Consider the following 21,397-nt stretch of genomic DNA (forward strand, 5'->3'; position numbering starts at 1 on the left):
ACTGGGAGAGGGGCGTACATGGGCTGGACGGTCCTCTACATCGCGTTCGGCGGCGTCGCGCTGTGGTTGCTGGGCGAGGTGCTGCTGCAGTACAAGGCGCGGCTGCGCTGGCGCCTCCTCGCCTTCGGCGGCTTCCTCGGCGTCGTGGTCGGCGTGCTGATGCCGTCCGTCATCGTGATCGGGCTGGGCGCGATCGCCTTCGCGGTCGGCCAGACCTACGTCACGCTGTCGTTCCGCCGCGGCTTCGCCTCCGGCTGGGCGGTCAAGCGGCCCGGCCCCGAGGCGGCGACCGGCAGCAAGCGGCGCCGCGGCCGGGCGGACCGGCACGCACCGGACCCGCAGGGCGCCGACCCCGAGTTCGCCCCGGCCGCCGACGACGGCGACCCCGAGCACGCCACCGGCCACGGGCCCCACGGCCAGGCGCACGGCGACTACGACGACTACGACCACGACGACGTCTTCACCCCGGCCGCCGCCCGGACGGCCGATCCCACCGCCGCCGAGACCACCGCCGTCTACGAGCCCCAGCCCCTGCCCGACGACACCGGCAACTACGGCGTCTACGGCGATCCCGCGCACGCGCACACCGCCCAGCAGGGCGACCAGCAGAGCTACGCCTACGACTACTCCGGCTACGGGCAGCAGGGTTACGACTACGACAGCGCGGCCCAGCAGGGGTACGCCAACTACTCCGACCCGTACATCGGCAGCCAGCCCTACGGCTCCTACGACCAGGGGTACGGCCAGCAGTACGAGCAGCAGCAGGGCTACGCGCAGGACCCGTACGCCACCGGCGGTTACGGCGAGACCCCGGCCGGCGGGGTGTGGGTGCCGCAGCAGCGCACCGACGAGACCTACGGCGGCGAACTCCCTCAGGAACAGCCGTATCCCCACCAGCAGGGCGGACAGCAGCCGCAGTCCGGCGCCGGGTACGACGAGCAGTACCGCTTCTGACGGTCCGGCCCCCGGCTCACCCGCTCACGGGCAGCCTGGGGGACCGCCCGGCGGGAGCCCGTTTCCCCGCAGGCCCGTCCAGTGCGAACCCGCCGTTCACAGGAGCCCGTTCACCGGGCGCCCGTTCACTGCGAGCCGCGGAACTCCGGGCCCTCCACGATCAGGCCGGCCACCAGCGCGCCCGACATGCCGGCGTGCGGGAGGCCGCCCCCCGGGTGCGACCAGCCGCCGACGGCGAACAGGCCGGGCAGCGCCGTGGAGTTGGCCGGATACAGCACTCCCTCCGGCGCGGCCAGCGCGGGCGGCGGCACGGCACCGCCCACGGCTCCCGTCTCCCGCTCGGTGTCCAGCGGTGTGCGGACCTCGCGCCACAGCACCCGCTCGCGCAGCCCCGGCACGGCCCGCTCGGCGGCGGCGACCATCCGGTCCGCGAAGGCGTCGGCGGCACCGGGCGCCGCCCAGTCGTACTCCGTCGCCGACGGCACCGTCGCCGTCAGCACCACGCTCTCGTGCTCCCCGTCGGGACGCAGGGCGGGGTCGTCCGGCCGGTCGACGACGGTCGTGGGCAGGTCGGGCAGCACACCGTGCCGGAACAGATCCAGATCGCCCTCGTCGTCGGCCGCGTGCACCACCGTGCGGTGCACCGCGCCGGGCTCCCGTGCCCCGCGCAGCGCCAGGCACACGACCACCCGGCCCGGATACCGGTCCTCCGGCTCCGGTTCGACGGCCTCGGCCCCGTACACCTGCCGGCCCGTCAGGTCGCGCAGTCTCCACGGGCCCTGGCCGACCACGAAGTCCGCCTCGGCCACCGTGCCCTCCCCGGAGCCGAGCCCCTGGGAGGCGGCCAGCTCCACCCCGGCCGCGCGGCCGTCCTTCTCCAGGATCCGGGTGACCTCGGCGCCGAAGACGAACTCGACCCGCCGTTTCCGGCACCGCTCGTACACCGCTCGCGCCAGCTCGCGGATGCCGCCGCGCACGTACCAGGTGCCGAAGGCGTGCTCCATGTAGGGCAGCACGGCCGCGCTCGCCGGGGCGGTGCCCGGGTCGACGCCGTACGCGAGCGCGTACCCGTCCAGCAACTGTGCCAGCCGGGCGTCGCGCAGTTCCCGCCTGCCGATGTCGAACAGCTTGACCACGCGGCGCCTGCCCAGCAGCCGCTTGTACGTGGTGCCCGGATACGGCTCCTTGTCGGCCAGCACCTGCCAGTTGGGCCACAGCGGCTCCTCCAGCAGCGGCCTGCGGGTGCGGTCCCATGCCTCGCGGGCCCGCACCAGGAAGTCGCCCCAGCGCTCGCCCGCCCCCGAGCCCAGCGCCTCGTCCAGCGCCGCGACGACGCCCGCGCGGGAGGCGTTGGGCAGGGACACCTGCGTGCCGTCCGCGAAGACGTGCCGCGAGGACGGGTCGACCTGGACCAGCTCGACGAGGTCCTCCAGCGGTTCCTTGCCGGTCTTGATGAACAGGTCGCGGTACACGGCGGGCAGTGTCAGCAGTCCCGGGCCCGTGTCGAAGCGGAACCCGTCCCGCTCGAACCGGCGCACCCCGCCGCCGTACGTCTCCGTCCGTTCGTACACCGTCACCCGGTGGCCCGCGACGGCCAGCCGGGCGGCAGCCGCCATCGCGCCCATCCCGGCGCCGATCACCGCAATCCGTGCCATGCCCGTGACTTTATCGACCGCCACTGACACCCCGGCCGCCGGGCGGCTCCCGTGCAGGTCAGGGGGCCCGTGAGGCGAGGCGCCGCTCCTCCCGGCGCTGGGCCCGGCGACGCAGGAAGCGGCGGATGCGCGAGACGAGGAACAGCAGGGTCAACAGCCCGCCGGCGAGCAGGACGGCCGCGACGACCGCCGCCGCCTCCGGATGGAACACCGCGAAGGTGACGATGCCCCCGACCCCGAGATCCTCGGCGAGGCTCAACGCGATGTTGCTGAACGGCTCGGGCGAGGTGTTGACCGCCATCCGCGTCCCGGCCTTCACGGCGTGGCTCGCCAGCGCCGTCGAACCGCCGATCAGGCCGGCCGCCACATCGGAGAGCGAGCCGCTCTGCCCGGCGAGCAGCGCCCCGACCCAGGCACCGGCGAGCGGCCGGACCACCGTGTGCACGGAGTCCCACAGCGAGTCGACGTAGGGGATCTTGTCGGCGGCGGCCTCGCACAGGAACAGCACACCCGCGACGATCAGCACCTCGGGGCGCTGCAACGTCTGCGGGACGTCGTCGGCGACCCCGGTCGCACCGAAGAGGCCGAGCAGCAGCACCACCGCGTAGGCGTTGACGCCGCTGGCCCAGCCGCTCGTGAAGACCAGAGGGAGTACGGACACGGACGCGATCGTAGCCAGGCGGCGGACCGCGGGCGTGGGCACGCGCGCGGACGGCTGAGTACGCGTACTCAGACGGCCAGATGAGTACGCGCGCGGATGGGCCGGGACCGGCGCGGACGGAAGAGTGGAGGCACGGCAGAGGGGCGCGGCCCGGCACCGCCGACACGGGGCGGCGGAACGGCGCCCGCCCCCTGGCCGCTCCTTCCGCCGATCCGTCGGCGGAAGCGAGACACGGGGGCCTCGGGGGAAGACCACCACGGGGGTCCGCGACGGGGGAGCCCGTACGGGAGTACGGGAGGGAAGTACGGGGGAGCACCGGGGGAGCCACCGGGAGGAACGGGGGAGAACGGGGGAATCCCGGTGGCGGCACGGGGGAGGGGAAGGCGCCGGTCCACAGTGGACCGGCGCCTTCCGCTCACCCCTCTCAGGCCGTGTGTGCCTTCCTGACCGTGTGCGCCCGCTTCAGACCTTGCCGCTGACCCGCCCCTGGAGCAGCCGGGACAGGGCCGCGTGCACGTCGTCCAGGGAGCGCTCCGGCTGGAACGACTTCCAGTCCAGCGCGGCCACCAGGACCATGCCGACCAGTGCCGCCGCCGTCAGCTGGACGTCGATCTCGTCGCTGAACTCGCCGGCCGCGACACCTTCGCGCAGCACCCCCTCCACCACCGCGACCGCCTCCTGCCGCACCACCATCAAGGTGGACTGCCAGGCCCGGTTGGTGCGCCACAGCTCGGCCACGTACAGCTGGGTGAAGGCCGGGTAGCGGTCGATGAAGACCAGGCCCGCGCGGATCATCGCGTCCAGCGCGTCCACCTTGCCGCGGCCCTCGCGCGCCGCCTGCTCGGCCGCTTCCTTCAGGGAGGCGGTGAGCAGGCCGACGCCGTGCCTGAGCAGCTCCTCGAAGAGAACGGACTTGCTCGCGAAGTTGTAGTAGACCGTGCCCTTCGCGACCCCGGCCCGCTCGGCGATCTCGTCCACCGTGGTCGCGGAGAAGCCCTGCTCGGCGATGAGCGTGACGGCCGCCTCGTAGAGCTTCTGCCGGGTGGCCTCGCGGCGCGTGCTGCCGCCGGCCTTGGCGCTGCTGCTTTCCATGGCCCCGATTCTCACAGGTACGCGCGCGTGCGGGCGCTCGCCCTGGATCACAGGGTCAGCTCCGGGTGCAGCCGGGCCGGCGTCCACACCTGGCGGCGGCGGGCCGCGAGGGCGGTCAGCGCGAGGGCACCGGCGGTGAACCCGGCGAGCACACCGCACGCCAGCCAGACCGGGCCGAGCCCGCCGCCCGTGATCAGCCGGCGCAGCGCCTCCACGATGTAGCTCATCGGCAGGAACGGGTGGATCGCGTTGAAGAAGCCCGGGCTGGTCTGGACGGGATAGGTGCCGCCCGCCGACGTGAGCTGGAGCATCAGCAGCGCGAGCACGAGGATCCGGCCGGCCGCGCCGAAGCGGGCGTTCAGCCACTGCACGATCGCCGCGAAGCAGGCCGTGACCAGGAGCAGGAAGCCGATCGTGCCGGCCGCCCGCAGCATCCGCAGGCCGACCGCCCAGTGCAGCACGGCCATCAGGGCGGCCACCTGGAGCACGCCCACCGCGGCCACCGGGAGCCAGCCGGCCACCGCGATCCGCCAGGCGGGGGCACCGGCCGCGAGGGCGCGCCGGTTGAGCGGCGGGATCAGCATGTAGGCCACCATCGCGCCGACCCACAGCGACAGCGGGATGAAGTAGGGGGCGAAACCGGTGCCGTAGTTCGGCGCCCTGTGCAGGTCGTGCGAGGCGAGCTGGACCGGGTCGGCCATCACGCCGGTGCGCCGGTCGCGGTCCTGCTTGTCGTAGTCCGGGATCTTCTTCGCGCCCGAGTGCAGTCCGCCGGCGAGCTTCCCCGAGCCGTCGGAGAGCTTGTACAGGCCGCCGTTGAGGGTCTCGGCGCCCGACTTCGCGGTGCCGATGCCCTTGTCCAGGGCGACCGCGCCCGTGTGGGCGGTGCCCAGTCCGGTGTGCAGCTTCTCGGCACCGGCGGCGACCTGGTGCGCCCCGGTGTTCAGCTTGTCGATCTTCTTGACGGCGTCCTCGACGTCCTCGGACAGGTGCGGTGCGCGCTCGGCGAGGGCGTCGGCCTGCTTCTGGAGGGTGCCCAGGTTGTCCCGCATCGTCTTCAGGTCGCCGTCCTGGTCCGCGATCAGCGTGTTGAGGTCGTCGGCGACGGTGGCCACCTCGGCGGCGGCCGTCCTGGCCCGCTTCAGCTCGGGGCAGGCCGGGTCGGGGACCGTCGCGCTCTCGCAGCGCGCCTTGTAGACCTCGTCCAGGACGGCGGAGGAGGCGTGCGCGGTCTTCGCGGCACCCGGCGCCAGCTTCACCAGCACGTCCAGGTTGTCCTTGACCGCCTTGGCCGAGTCGGAGACCAGCCGTGCGGTGTCCCCGATGGTCTTCTCGTTGTTCTTCAGGAACGGGCCCGCCTGGGCGTAGACGCCGTCGACCTTGTCGGCGAGCGCCTGGGTGCCGTCGGCCACCTGGCGCGAGCCCTCCTGGAGGTCGCCCGAGCCGGTGTCGAGCTTCTCCAGCCCCTTGGCCAGCTTCCCGCTGCCGCCCTTGGCGTCCTTCAGCCCGTCAGCGAGGTCCTTGGAGCCCTTCTCCGCCTTCCCGATCCCGCTGTTCAGCTTGTCGGCGCCCTGCGCGGCCGTGACGGTCTTGTCGTGGATGTCGGAGAAGGACACGAAGATCTTGTCCAGGAAGCTCCGGGAGGCCTTGGTGGAGGCGGCCGTGCGCACCTCGTTGAAGACCGTGCGGGAGATCTGGCCGACGATGTAGTTGTTCGCGTCGTTGGTGCGCACCTGAAGGGCGCCGGTCTCCGGGGAGTCGCCGGAACTGGACGCGATCCGGCTGCTGAAGTCGGACGGCATGGTCAGCGAGAGGTAGTAGGTGCCGTCCTCGACGCCCGCGCGGGCCTCCTCGTCACTCACCTCGTGCCACTCGAAGGTCCGGCTGTCGCGCAGTCCGTCGACGATGTCGTCACCGGCGGTGATCTTCTTGCCGCCCGCCGTGGCGCCCTTGTCGTCGTTCACCAGGGCCACCGGGATGCGGTCCAGCCGGCCGTACGGGTCCCAGAACGACCACAGGTACAGGGCGCCGTACAGCAGGGGCAGCACGAGCAGCGCGACGAGGGCGGCCCTGGGGAGCTTCCCGCGCCCGAAGCGCCTCAGCTCAAGCGCGGCCAGCCTCGGTGAGCGCATCACCGGCGTCCTCCTTCTCCGGCTCGGAGCCCTCCGGCCCGGCGTTCCTCGGCCCGTTCTTCCTGGGCCCCTTCTTCTCCGGCCCGTTGTTCTTCGGCCCCTTGCTCTTCGGCTCGGTCTTCCCCGGCTCGGTCGGCACGGTGACGCAGTCCGCGGGAGCGGTACGGCACACGGCCAGGACCGTCGTGCCCGCGCGCGTGAGCGACCGCAACAGGTCCCAGATCTCGGCGCGTTCGGCGTCCGAGAGCTTCATGTCGACGTCGTCCACCCCGAGCAGCCGGGGCCGGCCGAGCAGGGCCAGCGCGAGGGACAGGCGCAACTCCTGCGGCCGTTCCAGGTCGCGTACGGCCGTCCGGGAGCCCTTCGGGAGCGTCTCCAGGTCGAGTCCGGCGGCGGCCAGGGCCGCGTCGACCCGCAGCCGCGCCTCGTACGCGCGCTGGGCGCGGGGGTGCAGCAGGTGGCGCAGGGAGTCGCCGAACCTGCGCTGCAGCAGGGCCCGTTCGCGCAGGTGCTCCCCGACGGTGAGGGCCGGCTCCAGGTCGGTCACGCCGGTCACGTTCGCCACCGCGCTGACACGGCGCAGGGCCGCCATCTGACGGGGGAGTTTGAACCCGGCGACGGTGGCCACTCCTTCGGTGGGCTTCATCCGTCCCGTGAGTGCGAGCAGCAGACACGTGCGGCCGGAGCCGGACGGTCCCTCGATGGCGATCAGCGAGCCGGGCTCCGCGTCCAGGGTGACACCGCGGAAGACCCACCCCCGCGGCCCTCTGATCCCGAGCGCCTCGGCCCTGACATCGGCGCCGGCCGTGCCGCCCGCGTCGAGGGGTCCGCCCGCGTCGACGGGTCCGTCCGTGCCGACCGTTCCGTGTGCGTCGTCCACAAGCCCCCCTGCGGGCGTAGGCCGTAATTGAACTGACTGGTCAGTGCAAAAATACGCCCGAACCTACGATCGAGGCAAAAGCCCAGGTCAGAACGGATTGTCAGTGGCATACCGCACGATGGGCACATACGGCATTCGTGCCGTCACCCAGACGACAGGAGGTTCGTCATGGCCCACTCGTCCGCAGCCGCCGCCCGTCGGCGCCGCGCCACCGGCCCTGCCCCCTCACTGACCGGCCCGGCGAGCGATGTGCACCCCGTGCTCCGCCGGGCCACGGCCCCGCCCGCCGCCCTCGACCTGCTCGCCCAGGCCCGTGCCGGACTGGAGGAGGCCACCGTCCTGGACACGCCGAACGAGCGCTATGCGACGGCCCACCTCGCCGCCCTGCGCACCGCCGCCGCCGTGCTCGCCGCCCGGGGCCGGCCCGAGACCTCCCCGCGCCGCCGGGCCCGGATCCGCAGCGCCTGGGAGGTGCTGCCCGAGATCGCCCCGGAACTGACCGAGTGGAGCGCGCTGTTCGCCTCCGGCGCCGCGCGCCGCGCCCGCGCCGAGGCGGGCATCCAGGGAGCGGCCGGGCAGCGGGACGCCGACGACCTGATACGCGACGTGGAGATGTTCCTCCGCATCGTGGAGCGGATGCTGGTCCTCCAGCCGGTCCTGCCCCAGCCCCGCCAGGACCCCGCCGCCGTCGACGGTGACACCGGCACCGGCACCGGCGGGGATCGTCCGGGGAGGGGAGGCGGTCCGAGGAGGGGGGCTGGTCCGGGAGGTGATCTGCCGGACGCGGGCTGACCGCGGGCCCCCCGCCGGGGAGGCGCGCGGGGTCGGCGCCGTCGCGGTGACCAGGCACGGCGTGGAGGCAATAGGGTGGACATCGCCTGAAGTCCCGCCCCGCCGAGGAGTCAACTGCCGTGTCGGACCCGATGCGCCCGCCCGTCTCCCACCACCACCCCCAGACGACGTCGCTGCGCTCCGACCCCTCCCGTCCTCGCGCCTCTCTCCGTACGGCCGTGGTCTGGGAGGTGTTGCAGGACGCCCTGGACCGCCGGGTCAAGGCCGCGGGCCGGGACTCGCTGGACGTCCTGGACACCGGAGGCGGCAGCGGCGGGTTCGCCGTGCCCCTCGCCCGCCTCGGACACCGCGTCACGGTGGTCGACCCCAGCCCCAACGCCCTGTTCGCGCTGGAGCGCCGCGCCGCCGAGGCCGGTGTCGCCGACCGGATCAGGGGCGTCCAGGGCGACGCGCACGGCCTGTTCGACGTGGTCGAGCGCGGCGGCTACGACGCCGTCCTGTGCCACGGCGTCCTGGAATACGTCGACGACCCGGCCGAGGGCATCCGCAACGCGGTCGCCGCGCTGCGCACCGAGGGCGTCCTCAGCCTGCTCGCGGCCGGTCTCGGCGGTGCCGTGCTCGCCCGCGCCCTGGCCGGCCACTTCACCGAGGCCCGGCAGGCGCTCCAGGACCCCGACGGCCGCTGGGGCGCCGGCGACCCGATGCCCCGTCGCTTCACCGCCGAGCAGCTCACCGCGCTGGTGGAGGGCGCGGGTCTGCGGGTCGGCGCGGTGCACGGCGTGCGCGTCTTCGCCGACCTGGTGCCCGGGGTCCTGGTGGACACCGAGCCCGGTGCCCTCGACGCACTGGTGCAGCTGGAGGCCGCGGCGGCCGAACTGCCCGCGTTCCACTCCGTCGCCACCCAGCTCCATGTGCTCGGTGAGACCACCGGCGTCCACGAGGTCTGAGATCACCACCGGCTCGGCAGCGCATCACCGGGACCGGGGCGCACACGCGGGACGAGCCGCTGATCAGCGCCTCGGGCGCGCATGGAGTACGCCACAAGCCCCCCGATCGAGGGGTTTGCGCCGTATGATCGAGGTAGACCGTCCGGCATGACGGGTCGGCCGCCGGGGAATGGAAGCCTCAGCGAGTCGGACGGCCATGACGGGCTCCGGTTGGCCAATTGGCGTAGAGGGGCGGGTTTCACGGGGGCGATTCCCTGCCTATCCTGAAGGGACCCCCCGGGTCGCCCCCGGCGACTGCACGATGAGGAGGACTCCGTGCCGCTCTCTGAGCACGAGCAGCGAATGCTTGAGCAGATGGAGCGAGCGCTGTACGCCGAAGACCCCAAGTTCGCGTCGGCGCTTGAGGGAAACGGGCTGCGGACGTACACCCGGCGGCGGGTCTACCAGGCGGTCGCAGGCTTCCTCGCGGGTATCGCGCTCCTCATGGCCGGAATGGTCGCGCAGCTGATCTGGGTCAGCGTGGTGGGTTTCCTCGTCATGCTGGGGTGTGCCGTGCTCGCCGTCACCGGCTGGCGCAAGGCACCGAAGCCGGGTGAGCAGCCCCCGGGCACCCCGCGCCGCCAGGCGCGGCCGAAGCGCTCCATGATGGACCGGATCGAGCAGCGCTGGCAGCGCCGCCGGGACGAACAGGGTCACTGACCGCGCCGCGCCTCCACGGCGCCGGACCCGCAGACATACGTGAGGGGCGGCCACCAGCCGGTGGCCGCCCCTCACGCGTACTCGGCCGCCGCCACGGTGCGCTCGCCCCCGCGGCCGCTCAGCCCACTGAGACGCGCCCCTCGAAGTGAGGCCACGCTGCCGTGCGCAGCACACCGCGCCGCGCTACCGCTGAGCCACGCCGCCCACGCTGCGCGCGGTCAGCCGTGCGGCGGTCGGCCGTGCGGCGTGCAGTCGGCCGTGCTGGGGGCGCCGGCGCCGCGTACGTACAGCCCCGCGCCGCCGGCGTCACCCTGGTCAAGGCGCCGCCCGTACTCACCCGCGCTGTCCGGACGGTCGGCGTAGTGTCGGGCGAGCCGCCGCGAGGCGGGTGCGCAGGGTTGACCAGTGGGCCGACAGCGCCCAGAGCACCCGGACCGAGGAGCGGGGCAGGAACCGCGCCCGCAGCCGGGTCCCGGTGCTCACCGTGGCCCGCAGCCCCTCGATCACCCGGCGCGCGTCCTGTGCCGTCCCCGCGGCCGGGCGCGGGGCGGGCGCGTACAGCACCTGCTCCACCGCGTCCGCCACCCGGTGCACGGCGGCCCCGGTCGCCGTGTCGAGATGGCCGAGCCGGACGATCCGGTCGGCGGCCTTGCGCGGAGTCAGCGACTCGTCCGGCGAGATGCCGTGGTCCCAGGCGCTGTCGGTCAGCTCCTGCCAGGCCGCCAGGGTGTGCGCCGCCGCGCCCCCCGCCGTCCGCGCGTGCCCGCCCAGCCGGCGCCCGCGCATCCGCTCCCGCCACAGCAGCGGCGACAGCGGAACCGCCAGGACCAGCAGCGCGCCCAGCCCGATCAGCGGCCACCACCACCAGCCGTCGCCGCCGCCCTCGTGGTGCGGGACCGCCGCAGCGGACGGGCTGCCGCAGGCCTGGAGCTTGCGCAGCTCACCGGCGCAGCTCTCGCTCGGCGAGGCCGCCGCCGAGGGCGCCGAGGACGCGCCTTTGGACGGCAGCGCCTCGTCCGGCATGGAGCTGCCGGGCGTGTCCGACTGGGTGTACGACGGTGTGGTGCCCCGGGTGGGGGTCGGCTCGAAGCGGGTCCAGCCCACGCCCTCGAAGTACAGCTCGGGCCACGCGTGCGCGTCCTTCTGGCTCACCGCGACCGTGCCGTCGGCCTGCGGGGTGCCGGGCGCGAAGCCCACCGCGACCCGGGCCGGGATGCCCAGGGTGCGGGCCATCGCGGCCATCGCGAAGGAGAAGTGGACGCAGAATCCCTGCTTCTTCTTCAGGAAGTTCGCTATGGCGCCGGGACCGCGGCCCACCTCCACCGAGGTGTCGTACTGGAAGCCGCCGTTGACCGCGAACCAGTCCTGGAGCTTCACGGCCTCCTCGTAGTGACTGCTCGCGCCCGCCGTGATCTCCCGCGCGGTGCGGGCCACCACCTTCGGCAGCGAGGACGGCACCTTGGTGTACTCCCGCCGCAGGGCGGCCGGCGGCTGCGGCGCGGCGGCGAGCTGTTCCGCCGTCGGCCGCACGTCCAGGCTGGTCACCTGGTAGGTCTCGCCGCGCGTGGTCTGGCCGCGGTCGCCGACGAGGGTCATCCCGACGGGCTCGTACCGCCACCGGCCGCTGATCGTCACATCGCTCGGCGGGTAGGGCATCGGCAGCCAGTCCTGCGCGTACCAGTCCGCCGCGGTGACGGACGTCGTCACCTTGCCGCGCTCGATGTCCGAGCCGAGGCCGATGGGCGTGGGGAGCTTGTCCGGCACGCCGACGACGTGCCGCTGGGCCGGTTTCCAGGTGGTGCCGTCGAAGTCGTCCAGGGAGACGATCCGCAGGTACAGGTCGGAGATGTCGTTCGAGTCCGTCCGCAGCGTCAGCACCTGGCGGTCGTCGTTCGTGTTCAGGTTGTCGCGCAGGGACACCAGCGGGTTGACCGCCGAGATCGTGCCGCCGTTGCCGCCTCCCACCCCCACGCCGGTGCCCGCGGCCCCCAGCAGGCCGCCGTTGATCGTGGGCAGGGCGAGCGGCACCACCAGGGCCACGCCGAGCGCGACCGCGCCGATCCGGCGTCCGGTGCGCACCGGCGCCACGGCGCCCTCCGGGCCGCCCGGGGTGCGGGGCGCGCCGCCGAAGACGCGACCCCACTGGGCGAGCCGGTCCCGGCCCTCGGCGAGCAGCAGCATCAGATAGCCGGCCGCGGACACCAGGAACCACAGCCAGCCCGCGCCGCCCCCGGACAGGCCCGCGGCCACCGAGTACAGCGCGAGCAGCGGCAGGCCGGCCGGGGCCGCGCTGCGCAGGGTCACCGCGAGCGTGTCCACCAGCAGGCCGATCAGCAGCGCGCCGCCGATCAGCATCAGCTTGATGCCGTCGGTGACCGGTGCCGGTGTCGCGTACCGGCTGACGTCGTCCGTGCCCTGCTGGAGCAGGTCGGCGAAGTAGCGGAAGGTGTCCGGGCCGGGGATCAGCCCGATGAGCGCGTGCCCCCGGGCGAAGACCAGGGTCAGCAGCATCAGGGTGACCAGCGCCTGCGCCGCCACGGTCAGCGTCCGGCCCAGCGGCACCCGCCGGGCCGCCGCGCCCACCCCGGTCTGGATGGCCACCAGTGGGACCAGTTGCAGCAGCCAGGTCGGCTCGGTGACCAGCGGCAGCAGCGAGCAGGAGGCCATCAGGGTGGCCGCCGCCGCGTACAGGGCCAGTCGTGCCCGCCCGCTCATCCCCGCGCCTCCCCGGTCACGGCGGTCAGTCCGGAGCGCTCCCGGTCCGCCTGCCGCCACAGTTCGTCCGCCGAGGCGCCGCGCGGCACGCTCAGCGCCGTCCAGCCCGCCTCGCGCAGCATCCGCAGCCGCTCCTCGTGCCGGTCGCCGGGGCGGGGCACGTCGGTCGCCTCCCGGGTCCAGGTGTCGGGGTCCAGTACGAAGGCGACGGCGCCGCCGCTGCGCCGGCTCATCTTGGCGACCGTCGTGGCCTGCTCCTCGTCCAGGTCGCCGAGGAAGGCGATCAGCAGCCCCTCGTTGCCGCCGCGCAGCACGTCGTACGCCCGGGACAGCCCGGTGCCGTCGGAGTGGTCGATCACCGCGAGGGTGTCCATCATCAGTCCGGCCGCGTCCGCCGTCTCCTGGCCGGTGCCCGCGAACCCGTCGGCGCCCTCGCCGGGCACCGCGCTGCCGCTGTCGGTCAGCAGCCGTACCGAGAAGCCGCGTTCCAGCATGTGCACCAGCACGGAGGCGGCACCGGAGACGGCCCACTCGAAGGCCGAGTCCGGGCCCGCGCCCTCGTAGGCGCCGCCGCGGGTGTCCAGGAGCACGGTGCACCGGGAGCGCCGGGGCTGCTCCTCGCGGCGCACCATCAGCTCGCCGTAGCGGGCGGTGGACCGCCAGTGCACCCGGCGCAGGTCGTCGCCGTAGCGGTAGCCGCGCGGGATGACGTCGTCCTCGCCGGCGAGGGCCAGCGAGCGCTGCCGTCCGTCGCCGTACCCCTTGGCCTCGCCGCCGAAGCGGACCGGGGAGAGCGGCTCCACGCGCGGGATGACCGTCAGGGTGTCGTACGTCGAGAAGGAGCGGGTCAGCTCGCACATGCCGAAGGGGTCGGTGAGCCGCAGCTGGAGCGGGCCGAGCGGATATCGGCCCCGCAGGTCGGAGCGGACCCGGTAGGACACCTCGCGGCGGCCGCCCGGCTCGACCCGGTCCAGCACGAAGCGGGGCCGGGGCCCGAGGACGTACGGCACCCGGTCCTGGAGCATCAGCAGGCCGGTGGGCAGCCGGGAGACGTTGTCCATGCGCAGGTGCACCCGCGCCTCGCTGCCGGCGGGGACGCGCGCGGGGGCGAGGCGGCGGTTCGCGGCCACCCGGTAGCGCGTGCGGTACAGCACGGCCGCGCAGATCAGGGGCAGGACCGCGAGCAGCAGGCCGACCCGCAGCAGCTCGCTCAGGCCCAGCACGAACGAGCAGATCGCGGCGGCGATCCCGGCCGCGAGGAAGGAGCGGCCCCGGGTGGTGAGGCCCGCCAGGGCCGTACGGATCCCGCCCGCCTCCCCGCGGTCGGCCTCCGCCTGACCCGCCCCCCAGGACGTCATCACAGACTCCGCGGGGGCTGCTGGGGATAGGCCGGGACGTTGCGGCCCAGGCCGCCGAAGCCGTTCTGCGGGACCGGGGTCTGGGCGGTGGGCACCGGGGTGTGCTGGAGGATCTCCAGCACCACCTGCTCGGCCGTGCGGCGGTTCAGCTGAGCCTGCGCCGTGGGCAGCAGACGGTGGGCGAGGACGGCGACGGCGAGGGCCTGGACGTCGTCCGGCAGCGCGTACTCCCGGCCGGCGAGGGCCGCGGACGCCTTGGCCGCGCGCAGCAGGTGGAGCGTCGCGCGCGGGGATGCGCCGAGTCTGAGGTCGGGGTGGGCACGGGTGGCGGCGACCAGTTCGACCGCGTAGCGCCGGACCGGCTCGGCGACGTGCACCCCGCGCACCGCCTCGATCAGCTTCACGATCTCGTGCGCGTGCGCCACCGGCTGGAGGTCGTCCAGGGGGCTGACCCCGCCGTGGATGTCGAGCATCTGCAGCTCGGCCTCCACGCTCGGGTAGCCGACGGAGACGCGGGCCATGAAGCGGTCGCGCTGGGCCTCGGGCAGCGGGTAGGTGCCCTCCATCTCGACCGGGTTCTGGGTGGCCACCACCATGAAGGGGCTGGGCAGTTCGTACGTCTGCCCGTCGATGGTGACCTGCCGCTCCTCCATCGACTCCAGCAGCGCGGACTGGGTCTTGGGCGAGGCGCGGTTGATCTCGTCGCCGATCACGATCTGCGCGAAGATGGCGCCCGGCTTGAACTCGAAGTCCCGGCGCTGCTGGTCCCAGATGGACACACCGGTGATGTCCGAGGGCAGCAGGTCCGGTGTGAACTGGATGCGCCGCACCGAGCAGTCGATGGACCGCGCCAGCGCCTTGGCGAGCATCGTCTTGCCCACCCCGGGGACGTCCTCGATCAGCAGGTGGCCCTCCGCGAGCAGCACGGTCAGCGCGAGTCGTACGACCTCGGGCTTGCCCTCGATCACGCCCTCCACCGAACCGCGCACCCGCTCCACCGTGGCGGTCAGCTCAGTGAGGCTCGCTCGATCGTCATAGGTCGTCACCCGGCCCTCCTCGGCCCGTTCATTCCGGGCCGACGCTCTCGTGCGAAACCGGCCCACCCCGAAACACGGACACCACGCGGGAAAAGTTCCGCGTGACGTCACACCCCGCATTCTTGCTGCCGTTACCGATTCGTGTCACTCGCCTGTGGACAACTGCCCGCGCGATGCCGGTCTTACGACCTTTCGACCGCATTTTCGATACAGAACGGCGGGATGTGTTCCGGGGCGATGGGCCGGCACCCCGGTTCAGGCCGGGTCGACCTCGCGCAGCAGACCGGTGCGCACGTCGAAGACGAAGCCGCGGACGTCGTCGGTGTGCAGCAGGAACGGCGAGGTGCGCACCCGCTGCATGGACTGGCGCACGTCCTGGTCCACGTCGTGGAAGGACTCCACGGCCCAGGACGGCCGCTGGCCGACCTCCATCTCCAGCTCGCTGCGGAAGTCCTCGGTGAGGGCCTCCAGGCCGCAGCCGGTGTGGTGGATGAGCACGATGCTGCGGGTGCCGAGCTTGCGCTGGCTGATGGTCAGCGACCGGATGACGTCGTCGGTGACCACACCGCCCGCGTTGCGGATCGTGTGGCAGTCGCCGAGCTGCAGGCCGAGGGCCTTGTGCAGGTCGAGGCGGGCGTCCATGCACGCGACGACGGCGACGTGGAGAACGGGGCTGGCGTCCATGCCGGGGTCCGTGAACGCTTCGGCGTACCGCCGGTTGGCCTCCACGAGGCGGTCGGTCACGGTCTCGCCGGCTGGTATGGCGCCTTCGGGTCCAGTGGGCACTGCTGCTGAAGTCGTCATGCTGACGACGTTACTGGTCACGCGAGGTTCCGGCTTGCTGTGAGGGGGGACAAAAATCGTCATCGTGGCGTGTTGTGAGCTAACCCACACGGAGGGCAAACCCGACCGGACGGATGAATCCCTTCGAATGACCGCACCGGTCCGCGCGCGGTGCGCGACGCGCAGGCCGGTTGATTGACCGCGAGACAGGGTGGACTAAAGTGGCGCGAAGCGGGAGGCGTGGCTCTTCCTGCTGGTGAAACCCCCGGAGACCCCGGCACGCGCCCGGACCGTCTCCCCACGCGCGCGGCGCGTACGTACGGCTCGGCCTCCTCCCGCTCCCGGTCGGCTGACGCTTCCGGCGCCGGCAGGCCGCACCTTCACGAGCTGGCGGGGACCCGAGGCAGTGCGTATCCTGCGCCGGATCCTGAGAGGCCCCCTTGAGCCAGAGTCGACACGTCCCGGTGATGCTCCAGCGGTGCCTGGACCTGCTGGCGCCCGCCCTGGAGCAGCCGGGCGCGGTGGTCGTCGACTGCACCCTCGGCCTCGGCGGGCACAGCGAGGCGCTGCTCGGCCGGTTCCCCGAGGCGCGGCTGATCGGCCTCGACCGGGACAAGGAGGCGCTGCGGCTGTCCGGCGAGCGGCTGGCTTCCTACGGGGACCGCGCCACCCTCGTGCACGCCGTGTACGACGAGCTGCCCGAGGTGCTGGACCGGCTCGGCATCGCGCGCGTGCAGGGCGTGCTGTTCGACCTCGGCGTCTCCTCCATGCAGCTCGACGAGGCCGACCGGGGCTTCGCCTACGCGCAGGACGCGCCCCTGGACATGCGCATGGACCAGACGACCGGGATCAGCGCCGCCGAGGTCCTCAACACCTACCCGGCCGGCGAACTCGTGCGGATCCTGCGGGCGTACGGCGAGGAGAAGCAGGCCAAGCGGATCGTCGCCGCCATCGTCCGGGAGCGCGAGAAGGAGCCGTTCAGCAACAGCGCGCGGCTCGTGGAACTCATCCGGGACGCGCTGCCACAGGCCGCCAAGCGCACCGGCGGCAATCCGGCCAAGCGCACCTTCCAGGCGCTGCGCATCGAGGTCAACGGCGAACTGTCGGTCCTGGAGCGGGCGATCCCGGCCGCCGTGAAGGCCCTGGACGTCGGTGGGCGCATCGCCGTGCTGTCGTACCACTCGCTCGAAGACCGACTCGTCAAGCAGGTGTTCGCGGCCGGGGCCGCCACCACCGCCCCGCCGGGGCTGCCCGTCGTGCCCGAGCGGTACCAGCCGCGGCTCAAGCTGCTCACCCGTGGTGCCGAACTTCCCACCGAGGAAGAGATCGCCGAGAACCGCCGGGCCGCACCGGCCAGACTGCGGGGTGCCGAGCGCATCCGGGAGGACGTCGAGTGAGCGAGACGGGTCGGAAGGGTTCCCCCGTGCCTCGGGGGAGCGGTGTCCCGCACGCACCGGGGGAGCAGTGAGCAGGAAACCCGAGCTGAAGGGGAGGGCCGCCCGGCTCGCCCGGCTCCTCCCGGCCGGCCGCGCCCAGGCGGCCCGCACCCCGTTCGTCCTGCTCGTCGTCGTGCTCCTCGGTGGCGGCCTCATCGGGCTGCTGGTGCTGAACTCCGCGCTCAGCGAAGGCTCGTTCGAACTCGCCGACCTGGAGAAGCAGACGAAGAACCTCACCGACCAGGAGCAGGCCCTCCAGCGGGACATCGACGCCTACTCGTCCCCGGACGCCCTGCAGCGCCGCGCCCGCCAACTCGGCATGGTCCCCGGCGGCGACCCGGCCTTCCTCGGCCCCGACGGCACCGTCAAGGGCGTCCCCGGCGTCGCCGCCCCCGAGCCCGCCGCCCTCACGGCCCCGGCCGGCCCCGGGCCCCTCACCCCGGCCGGCGCCATCTCCACGGCCCCGCCCGCCGCCCCGGCCCCCACCGTGCCGCCGCGGCCCCCGAGCGACCCGGCGGCCGCGCCCCCCGCGCCGCCCGCCACCCTCCAGCCCATCCCCACCCCGACCCCCGGCAGGTGACGGAAGTGTCCGACAGGGAACCGCCGCGCCGCCGCGTGCCCGCGCCCGCCAAGCCTCCCCGGCCGCGGGGTGCCGTCCGGCGGCAGCCCGGGCCCGGTGCCCGGCCGGTCCGCCGCTCCGGCGGGGCCCGGCCCCCGGTGTCGCGCCCCCTCCGGCTCGGCAGCCCCCGGCCCCGGCTGCGCCTGGTCAGCCTCGCCCTGACCCTGGTGCTGCTCGCCTTCGTGGTGCGGCTGCTCCAGGTCCAGGCCGTCGACGCGAGCTCCTACACGGCACGGGCCGAGCAGAACCGGTACGTGGTGCACACGCTGGCCGCCGAGCGCGGCGAGATCACCGACCGCAACGGCGTCGCCCTCGCCGTCAGCGAGGACGCGTACGACATCACGGCCGACCCGACGATGTTCAGCCGCGCACAGCTGAAGATCTCCGACGGCCCCGAGAAGGCCGCCGCGCTGCTCGCCCCGATCCTCGGCCAGGACCAGGCCGCGCTCGTCAGGAAACTGCGCCCCGCGAACAAGAACTCCCGCTACACCCGGCTCGCCGCCCGGCAGACGCCGCAGGTCTGGAAGCAGATCAAGGACCTGAAGACCGCGCTCACCAACAAGTCGGAGACCGACCACACCACCGTCAACGTGCTGGCCGGTGTCTTCGCGGACCCCAGCAGCCAGCGCGTGTACCCCAACGGCGACCTGGCCGCCGGGATACTGGGCTGGGTCAACGCCGACGGCCGGGGCGGCGGCGGCATCGAGCAGGAGCTGGACAAGCAGCTCTCCGGGAAGGACGGCAAGGTCCGCTACGCCCAGGCCGGCGGGCGCCAGGTGCCGACGGCCGGGTCCACCGAGACCCCCGCCGTGCCCGGCTCCGACGTCGAGCTGACCATCGACCGCGACATCCAGTGGGCCGCGCAGGACGCGATCAGCGAGCAGGTGAGGAAGTCCAAGGCGGACCGGGGGTACGTCGTCGTCCAGGACACCCGGACCGGCCAGATCCTCGCCATGGCCAACTCGCCCGGCTTCGACCCCAACGACCTGTCGAAGGCCGACGGCGACGCCATGGGCAACGCGGCCGTCCAGGACGCCTACGAGCCCGGTTCCACGGCGAAGGTGATGTCGATGGCGGCCGTGCTGGAGCGGAAGGTAGCGACCCCGCTCACCCATGTCGTCGTACCCAACCGGCTGCACCGCGGCGACCGGCTCTTCCAGGACGACGTCGACCACGCCACCTGGTACCTGACCCTCAACGGCGTGCTCGCCAAGTCCAGCAACATCGGCACCATCCTGGCCACCGGCGAACTCGGCGGGACCCAGCCCGAGGCCAACAAGGTCCTCTACTCGTACCTGCGCAAGTTCGGCATCGGCAGCCCCACCGGTCTCGGCTTCCCCGGCGAGACCGCCGGCATCCTCGCGCCGCCGCAGAAGTGGTCCACCTCGCAGCAGTACACGATTCCCTTCGGTCAGGGCTTCTCCATCAACGCGATGCAGGCCGCCTCCGTGTACTCGACCATCGCCAACGGCGGCGTCCGCGTCCAGCCGACCCTGGTGCGCGGTACCAAGGGCGCCGACGGCCGCTTCGACCCCGCGCCGAAGCCCGAGCAGACACGGGTCGTCAGCGAGAAGACCGCCAAGAGCCTCGCGCAGATGCTGGAGTCCGTCGTGGACGACGGGCAGGGCACCGGCATCAAGGCCCGCATCCCCGGGTACCGGGTCGCGGGCAAGACCGGCACCGCCAACCGCGTGGATCCGGTCACCGGCCGCTACCGCGGCTACACGTCGTCCTTCGCCGGCTTCGCCCCCGCCGACAACCCCCGGATCACCGTCTACTGCGCCATCCAGAACGCCACCTCGGGCAGCTACTTCGGCGGCCAGATCTGCGCCCCCATCTACAAGCAGGTGATGGAGTTCGCCCTGAAGACCCTCCAGGTCCCGCCGACCGGCGCGAAGGCCGCCAACCTGCCCGTCGACTACAAGCCCTGATCAGCACCTCGGAAACACCAGGAACCAGCTCGTGACAACGATCACCCCGGACCCCGGGAACCAAGGCGCCCACATGCCCTCACTTCGCTCCGGAGCGGGTACGCCCGGTACGCTCACCGCCGTGCCACACGCTGATCAGTCCCCCATCACCCAGAAGGGTCAACCCGTGACGTATCCGGGACTGCCCCGGCCGACGACGCTCCCCGCCACACCCCTCGCGGAGCTCGCCGGCCAGCTGGGTGTCACCGCGCCGGAAGCCGCCGCCGAGGTCACGGGGATCACCCACGACTCGCGCGCGGTCCGCCCCGGTGACCTGTACGCCGCCCTCCCGGGCGCCCGGCTGCACGGCGCCGACTTCGTCACCCAGGCCGCGAGCCTGGGCGCCGTGGCCGTGCTCACCGACCCCACGGGCGCCGAGCGCGCCGCCGCGTCCGGGCTGCCCGTCCTGGTGGTCGAGGACCCGCGCGGGCGGATGGGAGAGCTGGCGGCCACGATCTACCGCCACCCGGGCCGCGACCTGCTCCAGATCGGCATCACCGGCACCTCCGGCAAGACCACCACCGCCTACCTGGTGGAGGGCGGCCTGAAGACCGTCCGTTCGACCGGTCTCATCGGCACCGTCGAGATCCGCATCGGCGACGAGCGCATCAAGTCCGAGCGCACCACGCCCGAAGCCACCGACCTCCAGGCCCTGTTCGCCGTCATGCGCGAAGGGGGCGTCGAGGCCGTCGCCATGGAGGTCTCCAGCCACGCCCTGGTCCTCGGCCGGGTCGACGGCTGCGTCTTCGACATCGCCGTCTTCACCAACCTCAGCCCGGAACACATGGAGTTCCACTCCGACATGGAGGACTACTTCCGGGCCAAGGCGCAGCTGTTCACGCCGGAACGCAGCGCATTCGGCGTGGTCAACGCCGACGACGAGTACGGCCGCCGGCTCGCGAAGGAGGCGACCGTGCCGGTCGTCACCTACTCCGCCGAGGGCCACCCCGACGCCGACTGGCGCGCCCAGGACGTCCAGGTCGGTCCCATGGACTCGACGTTCACCGTCCTCGGCCCGAACGGCGAGCGCGTGCACGCGAAGTCGCCGCTGCCGGGCCCCTTCAACGTGGCGAACACCCTCGCCGCCATCGTCGCCCTCGCCGCGGCCGGCCTCGACCCGCAGACCGCCGCCGACGGCATCGCCGCCGTCCCGGGCGTCCCGGGCCGCCTGGAGCGCGTCGACGCCGGGCAGCCCTACCTGGCGGTGGTCGACTACGCCCACAAGACCGACGCCGTCGAGTCGGTGCTCAAGGCGCTGCGCAAGGTCACCAAGGGCCGGCTGCACGTCGTCCTCGGCTGCGGCGGCGACCGCGACCGGACCAAGCGCGCTCCGATGGGCGCCGCCGTGGCCCGGCTCGCCGACACGGCCGTGCTGACCTCCGACAACCCCCGCTCCGAGGATCCCCTCGCGATCCTCGCGACCATGCTCCAGGGCGCGGCCTCCGTGCCCGCGCACGAGCGCGGCGAGGTCCTCCTCTTCGAGGACCGGGCCGCCGCCGTCGCCGCCGCCGTGGGCCGCGCCCAGGCCGGCGACACCGTGCTGGTCGCGGGCAAGGGCCACGAGCAGGGCCAGGACATCGCCGGCGTGGTCCGTCCCTTCGACGACCGCCAGGTGCTCCGCGAAGCCATCCAGAAGACCCAGGGATGAAAATCCAGAAGACCCAGGG

The 21,397-nt window shown here is 73.4% G+C and carries 17 protein-coding genes; 8 read left to right on the forward strand and 9 right to left on the reverse strand.

What is annotated here, in order from left to right:
• The first annotated feature begins 18 nt into the window (after nucleotides 1–18).
• The gene (locus tag ACH4LD_RS16540; protein WP_398058584.1) at nucleotides 19–954 is read left to right on the forward strand and encodes a hypothetical protein; all 936 of its coding nucleotides are present in this window, start codon (nucleotides 19–21) and stop codon (nucleotides 952–954) included.
• Nucleotides 955–1,079: 125 nt separating this feature from the next.
• Here the strand turns inward: ACH4LD_RS16540 and ACH4LD_RS16545 are convergent, their stop codons facing one another.
• The 5 genes from ACH4LD_RS16545 to ACH4LD_RS16565 all read right to left on the reverse strand — a co-directional run bounded on the left by ACH4LD_RS16545 (nucleotide 1,080) and on the right by ACH4LD_RS16565 (nucleotide 7,374).
• Nucleotides 1,080–2,609, reverse strand: coding sequence for a phytoene desaturase family protein (locus ACH4LD_RS16545; RefSeq protein ID WP_398058583.1), 1,530 nt, complete (start codon nucleotides 2,607–2,609; stop codon nucleotides 1,080–1,082).
• A gap of 58 nt (nucleotides 2,610–2,667) precedes the next feature.
• A complete protein-coding gene (locus ACH4LD_RS16550; protein WP_398058582.1) occupies nucleotides 2,668–3,270 on the reverse strand; it encodes a DUF4126 domain-containing protein in 603 nt (200 codons plus the stop codon).
• A 462-nt stretch (nucleotides 3,271–3,732) separates the two neighbouring features.
• Nucleotides 3,733–4,362, reverse strand: a complete 630-nt coding sequence (locus tag ACH4LD_RS16555; RefSeq protein WP_103815274.1) for a TetR/AcrR family transcriptional regulator — start codon at nucleotides 4,360–4,362, stop codon at nucleotides 3,733–3,735.
• 47 nt (nucleotides 4,363–4,409) lie between these two features.
• A complete protein-coding gene (locus ACH4LD_RS16560) occupies nucleotides 4,410–6,494 on the reverse strand; it encodes a YhgE/Pip family protein (RefSeq protein WP_398058581.1) in 2,085 nt (694 codons plus the stop codon).
• The gene (locus ACH4LD_RS16565) at nucleotides 6,466–7,374 is read right to left on the reverse strand and encodes an ATP-binding cassette domain-containing protein (RefSeq protein ID WP_398058580.1); all 909 of its coding nucleotides are present in this window, start codon (nucleotides 7,372–7,374) and stop codon (nucleotides 6,466–6,468) included. The genes ACH4LD_RS16560 and ACH4LD_RS16565 overlap by 29 nt, the downstream gene beginning before the upstream one ends.
• A 168-nt stretch (nucleotides 7,375–7,542) precedes the next feature.
• On the opposite strand from ACH4LD_RS16565, the gene ACH4LD_RS16570 reads away from it, so the two are divergent.
• The 3 genes from ACH4LD_RS16570 to ACH4LD_RS16580 all read left to right on the forward strand — a co-directional run bounded on the left by ACH4LD_RS16570 (nucleotide 7,543) and on the right by ACH4LD_RS16580 (nucleotide 9,812).
• Entirely contained in the window at nucleotides 7,543–8,166 is a 624-nt protein-coding gene (locus tag ACH4LD_RS16570; RefSeq protein WP_398058579.1) for an SAV_6107 family HEPN domain-containing protein, read from the forward strand.
• 119 nt (nucleotides 8,167–8,285) lie between these two features.
• Complete coding sequence (locus tag ACH4LD_RS16575; RefSeq protein WP_165951537.1) at nucleotides 8,286–9,113, forward strand: methyltransferase; 828 nt, start codon at nucleotides 8,286–8,288, stop codon at nucleotides 9,111–9,113.
• A gap of 315 nt (nucleotides 9,114–9,428) precedes the next feature.
• On the forward strand, nucleotides 9,429–9,812 hold the full coding sequence (locus ACH4LD_RS16580) for a DUF3040 domain-containing protein (protein WP_103815266.1): 384 nt from the start codon (nucleotides 9,429–9,431) through the stop codon (nucleotides 9,810–9,812).
• Between the two features lie 333 nt (nucleotides 9,813–10,145).
• Here ACH4LD_RS16580 and ACH4LD_RS16585 read toward each other — a convergent pair whose 3' ends face one another.
• The 4 genes from ACH4LD_RS16585 to ACH4LD_RS16600 form a co-directional block, all read right to left on the reverse strand.
• Nucleotides 10,146–12,527 carry a DUF3488 and DUF4129 domain-containing transglutaminase family protein gene (locus ACH4LD_RS16585; RefSeq protein WP_398058578.1) on the reverse strand — a complete coding sequence of 794 codons (2,382 nt, stop codon included), beginning with the start codon at nucleotides 12,525–12,527 and terminating at the stop codon, nucleotides 10,146–10,148.
• A complete protein-coding gene (locus tag ACH4LD_RS16590; RefSeq protein ID WP_132783871.1) occupies nucleotides 12,524–13,885 on the reverse strand; it encodes a DUF58 domain-containing protein in 1,362 nt (453 codons plus the stop codon). The genes ACH4LD_RS16585 and ACH4LD_RS16590 overlap by 4 nt, the downstream gene beginning before the upstream one ends.
• Entirely contained in the window at nucleotides 13,885–14,931 is a 1,047-nt protein-coding gene (locus ACH4LD_RS16595) for an AAA family ATPase (protein WP_132783872.1), read from the reverse strand. The genes ACH4LD_RS16590 and ACH4LD_RS16595 overlap by 1 nt, the downstream gene beginning before the upstream one ends.
• 246 nt (nucleotides 14,932–15,177) lie before the next feature.
• Entirely contained in the window at nucleotides 15,178–15,726 is a 549-nt protein-coding gene (locus ACH4LD_RS16600) for a carbonic anhydrase (protein ID WP_132783873.1), read from the reverse strand.
• A gap of 419 nt (nucleotides 15,727–16,145) precedes the next feature.
• On the opposite strand from ACH4LD_RS16600, the gene rsmH reads away from it, so the two are divergent.
• From rsmH to ACH4LD_RS16620, 4 genes are all read left to right on the forward strand, one after another.
• Complete coding sequence (rsmH, locus tag ACH4LD_RS16605) at nucleotides 16,146–17,102, forward strand: 16S rRNA (cytosine(1402)-N(4))-methyltransferase RsmH (RefSeq protein WP_398058577.1); 957 nt, start codon at nucleotides 16,146–16,148, stop codon at nucleotides 17,100–17,102.
• Between the two features lie 67 nt (nucleotides 17,103–17,169).
• Nucleotides 17,170–17,721 carry a septum formation initiator family protein gene (locus ACH4LD_RS16610; RefSeq protein WP_398058576.1) on the forward strand — a complete coding sequence of 184 codons (552 nt, stop codon included), beginning with the start codon at nucleotides 17,170–17,172 and terminating at the stop codon, nucleotides 17,719–17,721.
• 5 nt (nucleotides 17,722–17,726) lie between these two features.
• On the forward strand, nucleotides 17,727–19,691 hold the full coding sequence (locus tag ACH4LD_RS16615) for a peptidoglycan D,D-transpeptidase FtsI family protein (RefSeq protein WP_398058575.1): 1,965 nt from the start codon (nucleotides 17,727–17,729) through the stop codon (nucleotides 19,689–19,691).
• Between the two features lie 31 nt (nucleotides 19,692–19,722).
• Nucleotides 19,723–21,378, forward strand: coding sequence for a UDP-N-acetylmuramoyl-L-alanyl-D-glutamate--2,6-diaminopimelate ligase (locus ACH4LD_RS16620; protein WP_398058574.1), 1,656 nt, complete (start codon nucleotides 19,723–19,725; stop codon nucleotides 21,376–21,378).
• The last annotated feature ends 19 nt before the right edge of the window (nucleotides 21,379–21,397 follow it).

Source organism: Streptomyces sp. NPDC017676 (assembly GCF_044329325.1).
Taxonomy (GTDB): domain Bacteria; phylum Actinomycetota; class Actinomycetes; order Streptomycetales; family Streptomycetaceae; genus Streptomyces.